Annotated in this window: 14 protein-coding genes; 6 read left to right on the forward strand and 8 right to left on the reverse strand. The window is 65.7% G+C overall.

What is annotated here, in order from left to right; translation table 11 throughout:
- The 7 genes from AAFG50_RS15745 to AAFG50_RS15775 all read right to left on the reverse strand — a co-directional run bounded on the left by AAFG50_RS15745 (position 1) and on the right by AAFG50_RS15775 (position 8,466).
- On the reverse strand, positions 1 to 2,217 hold the full coding sequence (locus tag AAFG50_RS15745; protein WP_028172031.1) for an ABC transporter permease: 2,217 nt from the start codon (positions 2,215 to 2,217) through the stop codon (positions 1 to 3).
- The gene (locus AAFG50_RS15750; protein ID WP_011086167.1) at positions 2,210 to 2,992 is read right to left on the reverse strand and encodes an ABC transporter ATP-binding protein; all 783 of its coding nucleotides are present in this window, start codon (positions 2,990 to 2,992) and stop codon (positions 2,210 to 2,212) included. Before AAFG50_RS15750 ends, AAFG50_RS15745 begins: the two co-directional genes overlap by 8 nt.
- Positions 2,985 to 4,067, reverse strand: coding sequence for a branched-chain amino acid ABC transporter permease (locus AAFG50_RS15755; protein WP_028172030.1), 1,083 nt, complete (start codon positions 4,065 to 4,067; stop codon positions 2,985 to 2,987). The genes AAFG50_RS15750 and AAFG50_RS15755 overlap by 8 nt, the downstream gene beginning before the upstream one ends.
- 1 nt (position 4,068) lies before the next feature.
- Complete coding sequence (locus AAFG50_RS15760; protein WP_011086169.1) at positions 4,069 to 5,079, reverse strand: branched-chain amino acid ABC transporter permease; 1,011 nt, start codon at positions 5,077 to 5,079, stop codon at positions 4,069 to 4,071.
- 190 nt (positions 5,080 to 5,269) lie between these two features.
- The gene (locus tag AAFG50_RS15765) at positions 5,270 to 6,097 is read right to left on the reverse strand and encodes an AraC family transcriptional regulator (protein ID WP_011086170.1); all 828 of its coding nucleotides are present in this window, start codon (positions 6,095 to 6,097) and stop codon (positions 5,270 to 5,272) included.
- A 123-nt stretch (positions 6,098 to 6,220) separates the two neighbouring features.
- A complete protein-coding gene (locus AAFG50_RS15770) occupies positions 6,221 to 7,471 on the reverse strand; it encodes an ABC transporter substrate-binding protein (protein WP_011086171.1) in 1,251 nt (416 codons plus the stop codon).
- Between the two features lie 236 nt (positions 7,472 to 7,707).
- Positions 7,708 to 8,466 (reverse strand): SDR family NAD(P)-dependent oxidoreductase, encoded by a 759-nt coding sequence (locus tag AAFG50_RS15775; protein WP_028172029.1) that lies wholly within the window; start codon positions 8,464 to 8,466, stop codon positions 7,708 to 7,710.
- A gap of 168 nt (positions 8,467 to 8,634) precedes the next feature.
- Between AAFG50_RS15775 and AAFG50_RS15780 the strand changes: the two genes are divergently transcribed.
- The 6 genes from AAFG50_RS15780 to AAFG50_RS15805 are packed head-to-tail and all read left to right on the forward strand — an operon-like array spanning position 8,635 to position 14,500.
- Positions 8,635 to 9,894, forward strand: a complete 1,260-nt coding sequence (locus AAFG50_RS15780; RefSeq protein ID WP_028172028.1) for an extracellular solute-binding protein — start codon at positions 8,635 to 8,637, stop codon at positions 9,892 to 9,894.
- A gap of 2 nt (positions 9,895 to 9,896) precedes the next feature.
- Positions 9,897 to 10,838, forward strand: a complete 942-nt coding sequence (locus tag AAFG50_RS15785; RefSeq protein WP_028172027.1) for a sugar ABC transporter permease — start codon at positions 9,897 to 9,899, stop codon at positions 10,836 to 10,838.
- Complete coding sequence (locus AAFG50_RS15790) at positions 10,831 to 11,679, forward strand: carbohydrate ABC transporter permease (RefSeq protein ID WP_028172026.1); 849 nt, start codon at positions 10,831 to 10,833, stop codon at positions 11,677 to 11,679. Before AAFG50_RS15785 ends, AAFG50_RS15790 begins: the two co-directional genes overlap by 8 nt.
- Positions 11,680 to 11,701: 22 nt before the next feature.
- Complete coding sequence (locus AAFG50_RS15795) at positions 11,702 to 12,799, forward strand: Gfo/Idh/MocA family oxidoreductase (RefSeq protein WP_028172025.1); 1,098 nt, start codon at positions 11,702 to 11,704, stop codon at positions 12,797 to 12,799.
- A 10-nt stretch (positions 12,800 to 12,809) separates the two neighbouring features.
- The gene (locus AAFG50_RS15800) at positions 12,810 to 13,454 is read left to right on the forward strand and encodes a ThuA domain-containing protein (RefSeq protein WP_018643025.1); all 645 of its coding nucleotides are present in this window, start codon (positions 12,810 to 12,812) and stop codon (positions 13,452 to 13,454) included.
- Positions 13,451 to 14,500 carry a LacI family DNA-binding transcriptional regulator gene (locus tag AAFG50_RS15805; protein WP_011086178.1) on the forward strand — a complete coding sequence of 350 codons (1,050 nt, stop codon included), beginning with the start codon at positions 13,451 to 13,453 and terminating at the stop codon, positions 14,498 to 14,500. Before AAFG50_RS15800 ends, AAFG50_RS15805 begins: the two co-directional genes overlap by 4 nt.
- A gap of 56 nt (positions 14,501 to 14,556) precedes the next feature.
- On the opposite strand, the gene AAFG50_RS15810 is transcribed toward AAFG50_RS15805, so the two are convergent.
- Positions 14,557 to 15,435: an IclR family transcriptional regulator gene (locus AAFG50_RS15810; RefSeq protein WP_049832418.1), complete on the reverse strand. Its 879-nt coding sequence runs from the start codon at positions 15,433 to 15,435 to the stop codon at positions 14,557 to 14,559.
- Positions 15,436 to 15,496 lie beyond the last annotated feature (61 nt).

Below are 15,496 nucleotides of genomic sequence, written 5' to 3' on the forward strand. Positions count from 1 at the left end.
TCACCTCGCTAGTCTCCGGCGCGCCCCGGTGCGGCCGAACAGCGTTCGGAACGCAGCTGCGATGGTCGAGGCGAACTCGGGATCGTTGATGTTTCTGGGGACGCGAATGAGCTGACGGTTGCCAGTCTGCCGCACGGTGCGTTCCAGGGTGCGGAACAGCGCGGCGTCGGCATCCGGATCCCAGAACGGCTGACCACGGGTATCGAGCGCGGAGACGCCGCCCTCGGGCAGGAAGAAGCGCACGGGCCCGTCCATCTGGTTGAGCTTTTCGCCGATCCAGCGGCCGAGGCGCTCGTTCTCTTCGGCCGTGGTCCGCATCAAGGTCACCTGCGGATTGTGGACGTGGAACTTGCGGCCGCGGTAGCGCTCCGGGATGGTGTCGGGCGCGCCGAAATTGACCATGTCGAGTGCGCCGACCGAGCCGACATAGGGCGCGCGCGTGCGGATGATCGCACCGAAACGATCTTCGGTCGCGGGAAACACGCCGCCCATCAGGAGATCGCAGACTTCGGTCGTGGTCAGGTCTATGACGCCGGCGAGCTGGCCGGTCTCGACCAGCTTCTCCATCGAGCGGCCGCCGACGCCGGTGGCGTGGAAGACGAGGCACTCGAAATCCTCGCGCAGATCGGCGGCGATTCTCTGCACGGCCGGCGTCGTCACACCGAACATGGTGATGCCGATCGACGGCAGGCTGGCGGCGGTCGCGCGCTCCCTGGCTTCGCGCTGATCGAGGCGCGCCTTCACCATGCCGGCGATGGCATTCGCACCGTTCGAGAGCACCGCGCGCGAGATCGCGTTGAGCCCCTGCACGTCGGTGACGGAATACATCATGGTGATGTCGGCGGGCCCGACATAGGGCCCGACATCGCCGGAGGCGACGGAGGAGATGATCAGCTTCGGCACGCCGACGGGCAGGGTACGCATGCCCGGCGCAACGAGCGATGCGGCACCCGAGCCCCCGGCCGTGATCACGCCGGCGATATTGCCTTGCCGCCGCAGCCAGTTGGCGAACGCATCCGCCATCGCGGTGACGGCGGTGCCGCGGTCCGGGCCGAACACGGCCGAGCCGCCGCGTCCGTGGTTCAGCGCGATCTCCTGTGCGGAGACATCGCAGCTCGCATGCCTGCCGCTGGTGGAGACGTCGACCAGCCGTGTGCGCAGGCCGCTTCCCGTGATGATGTCGCGGATGAAGCGCAGCTCGGCGCCCTTGGTGTCGAGCGTGCCGACGACCAGCACCACCGGAGGTCCGGATGTCTGCGCCGTCGCCGGCTCACGCTTGCGCCGTGCGGTCTCGTCGAGACGCGCAACCTGCGTCGAGAGCGTGCGTGCGGCGGCTTCGATCCGCGCGATCGGGACCGGCTGGGACCAGCGCGTCGGCAAGATGGGGTTGGAGATGTAAATCCGGATCGGCCCGCTCGGGCGCGACGGCTGCGGGGCCGGCTTCGGCTCACTGCCGGCAGCGGGCGCGTCGGTATCGGGCTCGAGCGTCGCATGCAGTCCGACACCGAGCAGGCGCTGCTGGAGCTCGCGATCGGCGGCAAGCCGCGCCGAATCGATGATGCGGTTGATGCGGCCGTTGACCATGATCGCGACATTGCGCGAGACCGCGGTGGCGACGCCGATGTTCTGCTCGATCACGAGCACGGCCATGTCGCCGTCCTCGCCGAGCCGCAGCAGCATCTCCTCGACCTGCGCCACGATGACGGGCGCAAGCCCCTCGGTCGGCTCGTCCATGATCAACAGATGCGGATTGGTGAGCAGTGCGCGCGAGATCGCGAGCATCTGCTGCTCGCCGCCGGAGAGCTGGCCGCCGCCATGGTCCTTGCGCTCGGCGAGGCGCGGGAAGGTGTCGTAGATGCGCTCGACGGTCCAGGCACCGGATCGCATGCTGGCGGCGAGCCGCAGGTGCTCGTCGACGCTGAGCGAGCGCCAGAGGCGGCGGCCCTGCGGCACATAGCCGACGCCGAGGCGGGCGATATGGGCCGGCGAGCGCCGCGTGATGTCCTCGCCGCGGATGCGGATCGATCCGCCGCTCACCGGGACCAGTCCCATGATCGCCTTGCACAGCGTGGTCTTGCCCATGCCGTTGCGGCCGACGACGGAGAACACGCCGCTCTCCAGCGCGAGGTCGACGCCTTGCAGCGCGTGCGAGTGGCCGTAGTAGACGTCGAGGCCGCGGACCTCGAGCGCGGCGGCTGTGCGGCGGACCTCATTCATGGCCGCCTCCGAGGTAAAGCTCCTGCACCTCGGGATCCGACTCGATCTCCTGCGGCAGGCCTTCCTTGAAGACGCGGCCGTTGTGCATCATCGTGACGCTCTCGACGACGCGCAGGGCGACGTCCATGTCGTGCTCGATGATGATGTAGCCGATATGGGCGGGCAGCGAGGTCAGGATCTCGATCAGCTCCTGCCGTTCGGTCGGGGACAGGCCCGCGGCCGGTTCGTCGAACAGCACGAAGCGCGGGGCGCCGGCGAGCGCGAGCGCGATCTCGAGCTGGCGCTGCTGGCCATGCGCGAGCTCGGCGACGCGCTGGTCCTTCACCGCGGTCAGGTGCACGGCCTGCACCAGGTTGTCGGCTGCGTGCATCAGGGCGTCGTTCTGTCCCGGGCGCAGGAACGAGAAACGTCCGCGCGAGATGCCGCGGCAGGCGAGATAGACGTTGTCCTGCACGGTGAGGCCGGGGAACAGCGCCGAGATCTGGTAGGTCCGGCGCAGCCCGCGGCGGATGCGTTCATAGGGCGGGAAGTGGGTGACGTCCTCGCCGAAGAAGCGGATGGTGCCCGAGGAGGGCGGAAAGTCGCCGGTGATGCAGTTGAACAGCGTGGTCTTGCCGGCGCCGTTCGAGCCGAGCACGGCGCGCCGCTCGCCGGGACGCACGGTAATGGTGACGTCGGTCAGCGCCGCCAGCGCGCCGAACAGGCGCGTCACGCCGCGCAGCTCGAGCGCGGCGCCGGCGCCGACGGCGGAGAGGCGTTGGGCGACGCTATCCATGGCCGCTTGCTCCGCCCGAACGGCTCGTCGCGGGGCGATGGCTCTGGCGCCAGCGCTGCCACAGGCCGATCACGCCGTCCGAGGACCAGAATACGATGGCGAGGAAGCCGAGCCCGATCAGCAGCCGGAAACGGTTGCCGTCGAGCCCGAACTTGATCAGGACGTCGAGCGCGAAGGTGCGCAGCAGCACGAAGATCAGCGCGCCGATGAAGGGACCGATCGGGCGCGTGATGCCGCCGACCACGGCGATGATCAGCACGTCGATGCAGGCGCCGACGCTGACCGAGCCCGGTGAGATCTGGCGGTAGTTCCAGACCTGGAGCACGCCGGCGAGCGCCGCGACGAAGGACGCGAAGGCGTACGCCGCGACGCGGTGCGCATTGACGTTGAAGCCGAGCGCGGCCATGCGGCGCGGATTGTCGCGCACGCCTTGCAGCGCCAGGCCGAACGGTGCGCGGGAGATGTAGTCGACCGCGAAGTAGCACAGCGCGGCGACTGCGAGCACGATGTAGTAGAAGGGAATGTCTGCGCGCCAGTTGACGCCCCAGAAATGCGGCGTCGCGACGGTGTTGATGCCGGTGTGGCCGTTGAAGATCGCCCAGTTCTGGTTGGTGAAATAGTAGAAGGCCGCGCCGATCGCGAGCGTGATCATGATGGTGTAGATGCCTTCGGTGCGGACGGCCAGCGCGCCGCCGAGCGTGCCGAAGACGGTCGCGAGCGCGAGCGCCATCGGGACCGCGAGCCACCACGGCCAGCCGAGGCTGATATTGGTGTTGGCGCTGACGCCGAACACGGCGACCATGTAGGCCGCAAAGCCGGCGATGGTGAGCTGCATCAGGCTGACCATGCCGCCGTAGCCGGCCAGGAACATCAGGCTCAGCGCCATGGTGCCGAGGATCAGCGTGGTGGCGAAGATCTCGATCAGGAAGAAGCCGTTGGCGATCAGCGGCATGATCAGGAGGAGGACCGCGACGATCCAGGCGGCGGGATTGTCGATCTCCGGCCATGCCCGCGCGGAACGCTCCGCCACGGCGGCGGGGCGGACGGTAACGCGGGCGTCGTGCGCGAGGGACATGTCAGCGCCTCGCCAGGAGGCCCTGCGGCCGGATTGCCAGCACCAGCACCATGATCAGGAAGGTCACGACGATGGCGTAGGTCGGGATGTAGACCGAACCGAGCTGCTCGGCGAGGCCGATGATGAGGGCGCCGAGCGCCGCACCGGGGATCGATCCCATGCCGCCGACGATCACCACCACCAGCGAGGCCAGCAGGAAACGGATGTCCTCACCGGGGGACAGCGACTGGAACGTGCCGCCGACGACCCCGGCGATGCCGGCAAGCCCTGCGCCGAACGCGAACACCAGCACGAAGACGAGCTGGATGCGCACGCCGGTGGCGGCCAGCATGTCGCGATCGTCGACGCCGGCGCGGATGATCATGCCGATCCGGGTGCGGTTGAGCGCGAGCCACATGCCGACGCCGATCACGACGGACGCCGCGAAGATCACCAGCCGCACCACCGGATATCGGAGATAGACCGGCTCGCCCGAGGATTTCACCGCCGTGATCAGCGGCAGGTCCACGGGCCCGATCAGCCAGCTCGGGGTCTGGATCTGGTAAAAGTCGCCGCCGCAGGCCCAGAGCATCAGGTCGGCAAACACGATCGAGAGCCCGATCGTCACCATGGTCTGCCTGAGGTCCTGGCCTTCCATGCGCCGGAACACGATCACCTGAAGCAGCACGCCGACCAGCGCGGTCAGGACGAAGGCAACGATGAAGCTGAGGAGCCAGGAGCCGGTGGCTGTGCTGATGGCGTAGCCGACATAGCCGCCGAACAGATAGAGAGAGCCGTGCGCCAGGTTGACGTTGCGCATCAGGCCGAAGATCAGCGTGAAGCCGCTCGCGACGAGGAAGTAGAGCCCGCCGAGCGTGATGCCGTTGAAGACGGCGTTGAGGAAGACGCGCTTGCGGCCGATCGCCTCTTCGAGGCCCGGCGGCCAGACCGCGAAGATCAGCCACAGCGCGATGGCGATCGCGATGATCGAGATCAGCGCCCAGGCGGGATGGCGTTCGATGAAACGGCTCATGTGCGCCGCCCGCTTGTCCAGGCGGCGCGCCGAAGCTCCACCGAATGCAGGTCAGACAGCCTTGCAGCGGCTGCTCGCCTCGCCATGAACGTGCGCTCCCGTCGTCGCGACCATCTGGGGGTCGCGTTGCGCTCATCCTAGCCGGGCTTTAAGTGCGACATTTGATCGTGAGTATCTTTTCGCGCGGCGGTCAGGCGCGCAAGACCTTGGCGGCGCGACGATAGTCGGTCGGAGCCATCCCCACATTGGCGGCGAAGAAGCGGGTGAAGCCGCTCTGCGAGGAGAAGCCGAGATCGAAGCCGATATCGGCGATCGGTGCCTCGCTGGCGACCAGCGCTTCGAGCGCCTGTTCCATGATCAGCGTGTTGAGATAGAGGTTCGGCGTGACGCCGGTCTGGACGCGGAACAGCCGGTAGAAGTGAGGTCGCGACAGGCCGGACTCGCGCGCGATGGTGTCGAGCTCCATCTCCGCCCCCGGACTCTCGGACATCAGCTTGATGCATTTGCGCACGCGGAAGTCGGTCACGGCGCCGCTCGCCCGCGCATCGCGTACGGTCTCCGCCTGTTGCCAGCTTTCATCATAGCAAATGTCGATCAGCCGCCGGAGCTCGGAATCGAGGCTGGAGAGCGATGGTGCGCCGCACACCAAGGCGGCTGTTCGCCGGATGTGCTTGTCGAGCGCGACAGTGCGCTTGAACTGCGTGCGGCCGAAGCGCAGCCGGTCGGTGCCCGATGCATCGGGCGCAAACCATTCGGGATTGACATAGAGCACGAAGAAGATCGCGCCGCCGTCGAGGTCGGTCGGCAGAAAATTGTGCGGCTCCCAAGGATTGACGGCAACGACCGAGGTTTCGTTGAGATCGTAGTGGCCGGCGGAGACATCGATGCATGCGGGCATGCCGCCGACATGGAAGATCAGATGACCTTCACGATGCGCGTGGATATTGAAAGGGCGGTTCAACTGATAAACCGTCGCCCGACCGAACCGGCCGTGGAAGACGGCGAGCGCACGGCTCATGCCTTCCCTCCCGAATGTTCTTGTCTTTTTAGCCAGCGTTCAACAACGCCGCCGAGATTGCAAGAGCGGAGAGCGCCCGCGTCAGCAAGTCGCTCCCCGCCCGTCTGCTGCCGATGTGATGCGTCAGTATTTCTTACATTCCGGCACGGTGCGGCTCGGCAGCCCGATCTTCGAGAACACGGCCGGGTCGTAGCCGAGCGTCTGGTTCACGTTCGGGATCACCTTCACGACCTTGCTGAACAGCGCGCCCTTGCCATCATCGACGACTTCGGTGACGAAGTTGGTGCCGATCGCCTGACGATTGGAGTCGAGCTTGATCTTGCCGTTCGGCGCGTCGAGCTCGATCTTCGCCAGCGCAGTCCTGAACTTCGATTGGTTGTCGCTGAGATCGCCATTGACCTCGCGCAGCGCCAGGATCAGGGCCATTGTCGAGCCATAGTAATTGGTCGCGAGCAGTGACGGGCTTGGAAAACGCTTGTTGGGCGGGAAGGCGTCCTGATAGGCCTTCACGAACTTCTGCCAGCCCGGATCCTCCCAGGTATCGGCTTGGCCGCTCGCAGCGATGGTGCCGATCAGCGCGTTCTTGGCGTTCCCCTTTGACGACAGGATGGTCTGGTCGATCATGATGGAGCCTCCCATCAGATGCGCCTTGCCGCCGGCCTGCTGATACTGATTGAGGAAGTTGACGGCGTCCGCCCCGCCAAGCCCGAGATAGATGGCATCGACGTCGTCGGGCAGCGCGGCGATGACGGAGGCAAAGTCCTTGGTGCCGAGTGGAACCCATTGCCGGTTGGTGACCTGGCCTCCGGCGCCGCAGAACTCGAGCACGAGGCCGAACACCTGGGTGTAGATGAAGGAGTAGTCTTCGCCGACGGTCGCGATCTTGCGATACTTCTTGTCGTCATAGGCGTATTTGCCGAGGCCGACCTGCCACTGCGCGCCGTCCATGTTGTAGCGGAAGAAGTTCGGGGCAGGATCGACATAGGTCGTTTCCTGGGCGCCGGATGCCGCATTGATGAACGTCAGCTCGGGATGGGTCTTTGCAAAGTTCTTCACCGCGATACCCTCGTCGCCGGAGAGCGGCGACAGCAGGATCTGCACCTTGTCCTGCTCGATTAGCTTGCGGACGGCGCGCACTGCCGAATCCGGCGTCGCGTCGGTCGATGCGACGATGAACTCAAGCTCCTTGTCGCCGATTTTCTTGCCCAGCACGTTGAGTGCCGTCTGGTGGCCGCGCATGCCGTCCTCGCCCAGCACCGTGTAGGTGCCTTCGAGGGTTGCGGTCACGCCCACCTTGATCTTTTCCTGGGCGATCGCCGCGCTCGAAAGAAACAGGCTGCTCAGCGCAAGCAGTCCCACACCGCATTTCGACATTGTGCTCCTCCCTGTGTCGTCGCTTTGTTGCCGCGCCGAACCGGGCGCGACGCCCGTGGCTCTCGAACGGCCCGCGGCTTTGGAGGGAAGCTAGCTGAAGTCGAATGCGGTGCCTGCGTGGGCGCCTCGTCCGGTTTGACGGGCAGTCTCATTTTTGAATGTTGCGGCGCAAGTGATTTTGCAGTGCAATCGGCGACCGTGCCGCGCCCTGATGCGCCCGCCGTCCTCAAGGCATCTCACACCCAGCCGCCATCCACGACGTAGTGCTGAGCGGTGCAGGCGGAGGCCTCGTCCGAGGCGAGGAAGACGGTGAATTTCGCGACCTCGTCCGGCACCAGCCGGCGCTTCAGGCACTGTCGCTGCTGCAGTTCGATCTCGCCCGCCGGCGTCATCCATTTCTCAAGCTGGCGCTCGGTCATGATCCAGCCCGGCGCGATCGCGTTCACGCGGATATTGTAGGGACCGTAGTCGCGCGCCAATGAACGCGTGAGACCGACTACGCCCGACTTGCTGGCTGTGTACGCCGCCATGCCGCCTTGTCCGGCCATCCACGACACCGAGCCGAAATTGATGATGGCGCCGGCCTTCGCCGCCTTCATGTCCGGCAGCACGGCTTGCGCCGCAAAGAACTGGTGCTTCAGGTTCACCGCGATGCGGTCGTCCCAATATTCCGGCGTCATCTCTTCGGTGTTGTGGCGTTCGTCATGCGCGGCATTGTTGACGAGGATATTGATCGCGCCGTGCGCTTTGCGCGCCTCGGCGACGCCGGCGCGCAACGCGGCGATGTCGGTCAGGTCGACGCGCTGGAAATGCGCAGCCAGACCCTGATCGGACAGCTCGCGTGCCAGGCGTTGGCCCTCGTCGGCCTTGATGTCGAAGAACACGACATTGGATTTCTGCTGCGCGAAGCGCCGCACGATCGCAGCCCCAATCCCCGATGCGCCACCAGTGACGAGAACGACCTTGCCGGCAAGGTCGGAATAAACGGCGGCCATGGGCACCTCTTTTTCTTGTGTTGCGGGCGGTGCAAGGCGCCGCCCGGTTGTCCTGCCAACCTTAACCGCTTCCGCCGTGAGGTCCATAGATCAGAATTTTAGTTGCGTACCTCAAAAATCGAAGGCAGGATTGCAGCCAAAGAATAAGAGCCGATCGGGAGGGATGTGATGAGACTGCTCGGGAAGCTGGGACTCGCCGCTGCCGCATGCCTGCTTTGGGTCAACTCTGCCGCAGCCGACACGACGGTGAAATGGCTCCACATCGAGGCCAATCCGGCCCAGGTGAAGATCTGGGAGGAGGTCGCGCGCGACTATGAGGCGTCGCATCCGGGCGTCAAGGTCGAGATGCAGTTCCTCGAGAACGAGGCCTACAAGGCCAAGCTGCCGACCATCCTGCAATCCAAGGATCGGCCCAACATCATCTACAGCTGGGCCGGTGGCGTCCTGACGGCGCAGATCGAAGCCGGCGTCCTCGACGACATCACCGATTCCGTGAAGGGTTACAGCGACAGCCTGACGCCGGCAGCGCTCGCTGCCTTCACCAGCAATGGCCGCGTCTATGGACTTCCGACCGCGCTGTCGCAGGTCGGCTTCCTCTGCAACAGGGAGCTGATGGCCAAGGCGAAGGTCGATCCCGCGGGGATCAAGAGCTGGGATGACCTGCTTGCCGCCGTCAAGACGTTGAAGGCCGCAGGCGTGACGCCGATCGTGGTCGGCGGCGCCGACAAATGGCCGTTGCACTTCTATTGGACGCATCTTGCCGTGCGCATCGGCGGCAAGCCGGCCTTTGACGCGGCGCTGCGCGGCGAGAACGGCGGCTTCGCCGGCGAAACCTTCCAGAAATCCGGCGAGCTGTTCAAGCAGCTCGTCGATCTTCAGCCGTTCCAGAACGGTTTCCTGGGCTTCAAGAATCCGCAGGCGGTCGGTTATTTCGGCGACGGCAAGGCGGCAATGACGCTCGCCATCAGCACCGTCTATCATCTGCAGCGCGCGCTCGCCGCCGACAAGGTGGGCCTCTCCGAGGACAAGATCTGCTGGTTCGACTTCCCGGTCGTCTCGGGCGGCAAGGGCGCGCCGACCGACACGCTCGGCGGCATCACCGGCTGGCTGATCACCAAGGGCTCGCCGAAGGAGGCGGTCGACTTCCTGAAATACTTCGTCTCCAGGGACGTACAGACGCGGCTTGCGGCGGGCAATTTCATCATCCCGGTGGTGCAGGGCGCGGATGCCGGCCTCAACAATTCCTTCATGAAGCTGATCGCGGCCAATCTGGCGAAGTCGAACTATCACCAGAACTTCTACGACCAGAGCCTCGGTCCCTCGGTCGGTCGCGTCGTCAATGACGTTACTGCCGAAATCGCCGGCGGCAGCATGAGCCCGCAGGACGCCGCGAAAGCGATCGAGGCGGCCTGGAAGCAGGGTAACTGACGGTGGCGCGACCGATCGCGAGCGCGCCGGCGATGGGCGTTGCGCAGACATCGGTCTCGCCGACGGCGGTGCGCGGTCCCGGCTGGGACGGCCGCTTCACGGTGCTGATCCTGTTCCTGCCGCCGGCGCTGCTGTTGTTCACGCTGTTCGTGGTGGTGCCGATCGGCGAGGCGGCCTGGTACTCGGCCTTCAACTGGAACGGCTTTGGCCGGCCGACCAACTGGATCGGCTTCGACAATTATCGCTTCGTGCTGGAGACGCGCGCCTTCTGGCTCGCGCTGCGCAACAACGGGCTGATCATCGCGGTCTCGCTGCTGATACAGCTGCCGCTGGCGCTCACGCTCGCCTTGATGCTCGCCGAGCGCTTTCGCGGGGCGGTGGCGCTGCGCATGCTGTTCTTCATGCCCTATATCCTGGCCGAGATCGCAACCGGGCTGATCTTCTCGTTCGTCTACGACGGCGACTACGGCCTGGTCGCCTCGATCTGGCGCACCTTCGGCGCCGAGCCGCCGCATCTGCTGGCCTCGACCGACACGGCGATGCTGGCGGTGCTGATCGTCATCGTATGGAAGTATTTCGGCTTCCACATGATGCTGTTCATCGCCGCGCTTCAGGGCCTCGACAAGAGCCTGGTCGAGGCGGCCACCATCGACGGGGCGACGCGGTCGCAGACGCTCCGCCATGTCGTCATCCCGTTGCTCTATCCGACCATCCGCCTCTCGGTGTTCTTCGCCATCATCGGCTCGCTCCAGCTATTCGACCTGGTGATGCCGCTGACGCGCGGGGGACCTGCGGATTCCTCCAACACGATGGTGAGCTTCCTCTACAACAACGGCATCTCCCGCATGCGCGTCGGCTATGGCAGCGCCATCGGCGTCATCCTGTTCGTGATCTGCGTGACCTTTGCCTTCACCTACAAGCGATGGTTCATGCGCGATGAGTAACACTGAGACCACCCGTACCGCGTTCGATCCCACCGTGCTGTTCAAGGCGCTGTTCCTCGCCGTGATCGCCGTCTTCGTGCTGGTGCCGCTGCTCGCGACCCTGCTCGGCGGCTTCAAGTCGCTCGGCGAGCTGCGCGTCAATCCGTTTGGCCTGCCAAGGCACTGGGAATGGCAGAACTATGCCGACATCCTGTTCTCGGCGCGCTACTGGCAGCTGCTCCGCAACTCGCTGGTCATCTCGACGCTCGCGGTGGCGCTGACCCTGATCGTGGCCTCGATGGCCGCGTTCACCTTCGCTCACGTCAGGTTCTACGGCTCATCGATGCTGCTGAGCTACCTGACGCTCGGCCTGCTGTTTCCCGCCGCGACAGCGGTGTTGCCGCTCTTCATCAAGGTGCGCGATCTCGGGCTGCTCGATACGTATTTCGGCGTCGCACTGCCGCAGGTCGCATTCAGCCTGGCCATGAGCGTGCTGCTGCTGCGGCGCTTCTTCAAGGACATTCCGTATGAACTGCTCGAAGCCGCGCTGGTGGACGGCTGCAGCTACATCAAGTTCTTTCGCTACGTGACGCTGCCGCTGTCACGGCCGATCCTTGCCACCGTCGGCACCATCACCTTCGTCAACAGCTGGAACGCCTATCTGCTGCCACTGGTGATGCTCAACACCGATGCGCTCTATCCCTGGCCGCTCGGCATCATGGTTTATCAAGGCGAGTATTCGTCCGAGTGGCACCTGATCCTTGCCTTCATCACGCTGACCATCCTGCCGACGGTCATTCTCTTCCTTCTGGCGCAGAAGCACATCGTCGCCGGCCTCACCGCGGGCGCGGTCAAGGGATGAACGGAATCTCACGGAGATCACAATGAGAAGAATAGGCGTCGGAATCATCGGCTGCGGCAACATCAGCACCGCCTATCTGAAGGCGGCCCAGCGCTTCCCGGTCATGGAGGTCAAGGCGCTCGCCGACATGCGCAGCGATGCCGCGGAGCGCCAGGGCGCGGCCTTCGGCCTGCCGGGGATGCGGGTCGATCAGTTGCTGAGGCGCGACGACGTCGAGATCGTCATCAATCTCACGGTGCCGCTCGCCCACACCGACGTCAGCCTCGCCGTGCTCAATGCCGGCAAGCATGTCCATTCCGAGAAGCCGCTCGGCATCAACGTCGCGGAGGCGCGCAAGGTGATCGATCTCGCGGCGCAGAAGAACCTTCGCGTCGGCTGCGCGCCGGATACGTTCCTGGGCGGTGGACACCAGACCGCGCGCAAGCTGATCGACGACGGCGCGATCGGCACGCCGGTTGCGGGCAGCGCCTTCTTCGGCTGTCCCGGCCACGAGCGCTGGCATCCGGCGCCAGGCTTCTATTACCTGCGCGGCGGCGGGCCGATGCTGGACATGGGGCCATATTACATTACCGATCTCGTCCAGCTGCTCGGCCCGGTCGCGAGCGTGATGGGCTCGACCGCGCGTCCGAAATCCGAGCGCGTGGTGACCAGCCAGCCGATGAACGGCACGCTGATTCCGGTCGAGGTCTCGACCCATGTGGCGGGCACGCTCGAATTCGAGAGCGGGGCGGTCGTCTCGATCGCGATGAGCTTTGATGTCCCGAAGCACCGGCACGCGCCGATCGAGATCTATGGCGACAAGGGCAGCATGCTGGTGCCGGACCCGAACCGCTTCGGCGGCGAGGTGCAGGTCGCAAGGACCGGCGGTGAATGGGAGACGGTGCCGCCGACGCACGGCCATGTCGACGGTGAGTTCCGTTCGATCGGCGTCGCCGACATGGCCGCCGCGATCCTGAACAACCGGCCGCACCGCGCCAGCGGGGCGCTCGCCTTCCACGTGCTGGAGGTGATGGAGGCGTTCCAGACCTCCGCCGACGACGGGCGGCGCGTCATGATCGAGAGCCGCGTCGAGCGGCCGGCGATGCTGCCGGCCGGACGCGAAACCGGACAGATCGACTGAGGACAGAAACATGCGCAAGGCAATGATTGTTTGGGGCGGCTGGCCGGGACACGATCCGGATCTCTGTGCCTCGATGATCCGCGGCTGGCTGAAGGCGGAAGGCTTCGAGGTGCGGATCGAAACCACGACGGCGGCGTTCGCCGATCCCGCGATTCACGATCTGTCGTTGATCATCCCGATCTACACCATGTCGAAGATCGAGAAGGCGGAAGCGCTCAATCTCTGCGCGGCGGTGCGCAGCGGCGTCGGGCTCGCCGGCCATCATGGCGGCATGTGCGACGCGTTCCGCGATTCCGTCGACTACCAGTTCCTGTGTGGCGGGCAGTGGGTTGCACATCCCGGCAACATCATCGACTACAAGGTCGACTTGACGAAGCCGGACGACCCCATCATGAAGGGTCTTAAGAGTTTCGAGCATCGTTCGGAGCAGTATTACATGCATGTCGACCCCGCCAACGAGGTGTTGGCGACGACGACCTTCACCGGCGAGCACGCGCCCTGGATCGAGGGCGTGGTCATGCCGGTGGTGTGGAAGAAGCGCTACGGCGCGGGCAGGGTGTTCTACTCCTCGCTCGGCCACCGTGCCTACGAGCTTGACGTGCCGGAGATCCGAACGCTGATGACCCGCGGCATGCTGTGGGCGGCGCGCGAATGACAGCCGGCGCGGCGCAGCCGGTGCTTCGCGCGACGCTCGAGGATGTCGCGCGCGCGGCGGGCGTTTCGCTCGCCACCGTCGACCGCGTCGTCAACCGGCGCGAGGGCGTGCGCGCCAAGACGGTTGCGCGTGTCGAGGCCGCGGTGGCAAAACTCGGCTATCGTGCCGACGTCGCGGCCGCGCGGCTTGCCCGCGGCCAGACGTTCCGTTTCGCGTTCGTGCTGCCGACCGGCAGCAACAGCTTCATGACCAACCTGACCGAGCAGGTCCAGCGCACCGCGGACTGGCTCGCCGGCCAGCGCGGCTTCATCGATATTCTCCATGTCGACGTGTTCGATCCGGACGTGCTGGCCAGCGCGCTGGAAAACCTGTCGCCGGCCTATCAGGGCGTCGCCGTCATCGCGCTCGACCATCCGAGGGTACGCGCCGCGATCGACGAGCTCGCAGGCCGCGGGGTCGCCGTGGTGACCCTGGTGTCGGACGCGCCGAGCTCGCGCCGCCTGCACTATGTCGGTATCGACAACCCGGCCGCGGGGCGGACCGCGGCCACGCTGATGGGACGCTTCCTCGCCGGCAACGAGGGGACGGTCGCGGTGATCGCGGGATCGTTGTCGCTGCGCGATCACACCGAGCGGCAGTTCGGCTTCCACCAGATCCTGTCCAGCGAGTATCCGGATTTGCGCGCGCTCCCGGTCATCGAGGGCCGCGACGACAGCGACCGAACGCGGAAGCTCACGGCCGCGCTGCTGGCGCGCCATGCCGATCTCCGCGGCATCTATTGCTGCGGCGCCGGGAACCGTGGCATTGCTGATGCGCTCGAGGCCTCGGGACGGGCGCGCGAGGTGGTCTGGATCACCCATGAGCTGACTCAGTATACGCGGCGCTTCCTGGTCCGCGGCACGCTCGACGCCATCATCAACCAGGACCCCGGCCACGAGGCGCGGTCCGCAGCGCGCGTCCTGCTCGCGCATTGCTCGGGTGAGCCCATCAGCCCCGACCAGGAACGCATCCGCATCGACATTTTTCTGCGGGACAATCTGCCGTAACTGCGAGCTCTGATGCGCGGCCGCTGCTCTCGCCCGATCGAGCCGGCGAGGGCGGTTCAGCCTCCGCCTTGCCAGCCGGCGGTCGCGGAGAGGGCGCGCGCGTGGGCGCTCAGGGCCGTCGCTGTCGGACCTTTCAGGTCATCGTCGAGAATACCGATGGGGCCCATCATCGTGATGGCCGCGATCATGAATCCGCCCTGGTCGAAGATCGGTGCGGACAGGGAGGTGAAGTTCGGCAGCAGCGCGTCACGACAACGGCTGATGCCGTCGCGCCGGATCGTGTCCATCATCTCCTCCACCTCGGCCTTGGTGGTTGGCGCGTCATCGACCCGCGTCTCGCGCGAGCGTTCCTCCTTGAGCTCCTGATCCAGCATCTCGCCCGTCAGCGAGCGCGGCAAATGTGCAAGAAAGTTTCGCCCCAGCGCGGACCGCAGCAGGCTCAGGACGCTTCCGACGCGCAGCTCGATGATGGGCCGGCTGGCTCCGCCCTCGACGCGATAGATGATGGTCGGTCCGCGATTGCCCCACACGCCGAGAAATACGGTGTGGCCGATCGTCGTTGCGAGTTCGGTCATGGCCGGCCGCGCGACGGCGAAGACGTCGAATTGCTCGATGGCCGCCATGCCGAGCTTCAATGCGTAGGGGCCGAGGGCATAGCAGCCGGTGTCGCTCTCCTGTCGGACGATGCCCACCGCCTGAAAGCTCACGAGATAATAGTGGACGTTGGCCGCGGACATTCCGGTGTTGGCGGCGATCATCTTCAGCGGCACGGGCCGCATTTCGGTCCTGAGGTAGTCGAGGATCTTGAAGCCGATCTCGATCGACTGAATGCCGCGCCGTCCGGGCCGTTCCGCCTTGGTGATCTTGCCGGGTTTGGCTCCTCGTGCGGATGCGGGCGCCGGATCCGGCGGACGGGGTCGGCGCGGCTTCTTCACTGAAAATCCTTATAGATCAGGGCGTTATGGCGGGTGTCGTGCTGGCGCATTATTGGGCGCG

This window comes from Bradyrhizobium sp. B039 (genome assembly GCF_038965675.1).
GTDB lineage: Bacteria > Pseudomonadota > Alphaproteobacteria > Rhizobiales > Xanthobacteraceae > Bradyrhizobium > Bradyrhizobium diazoefficiens.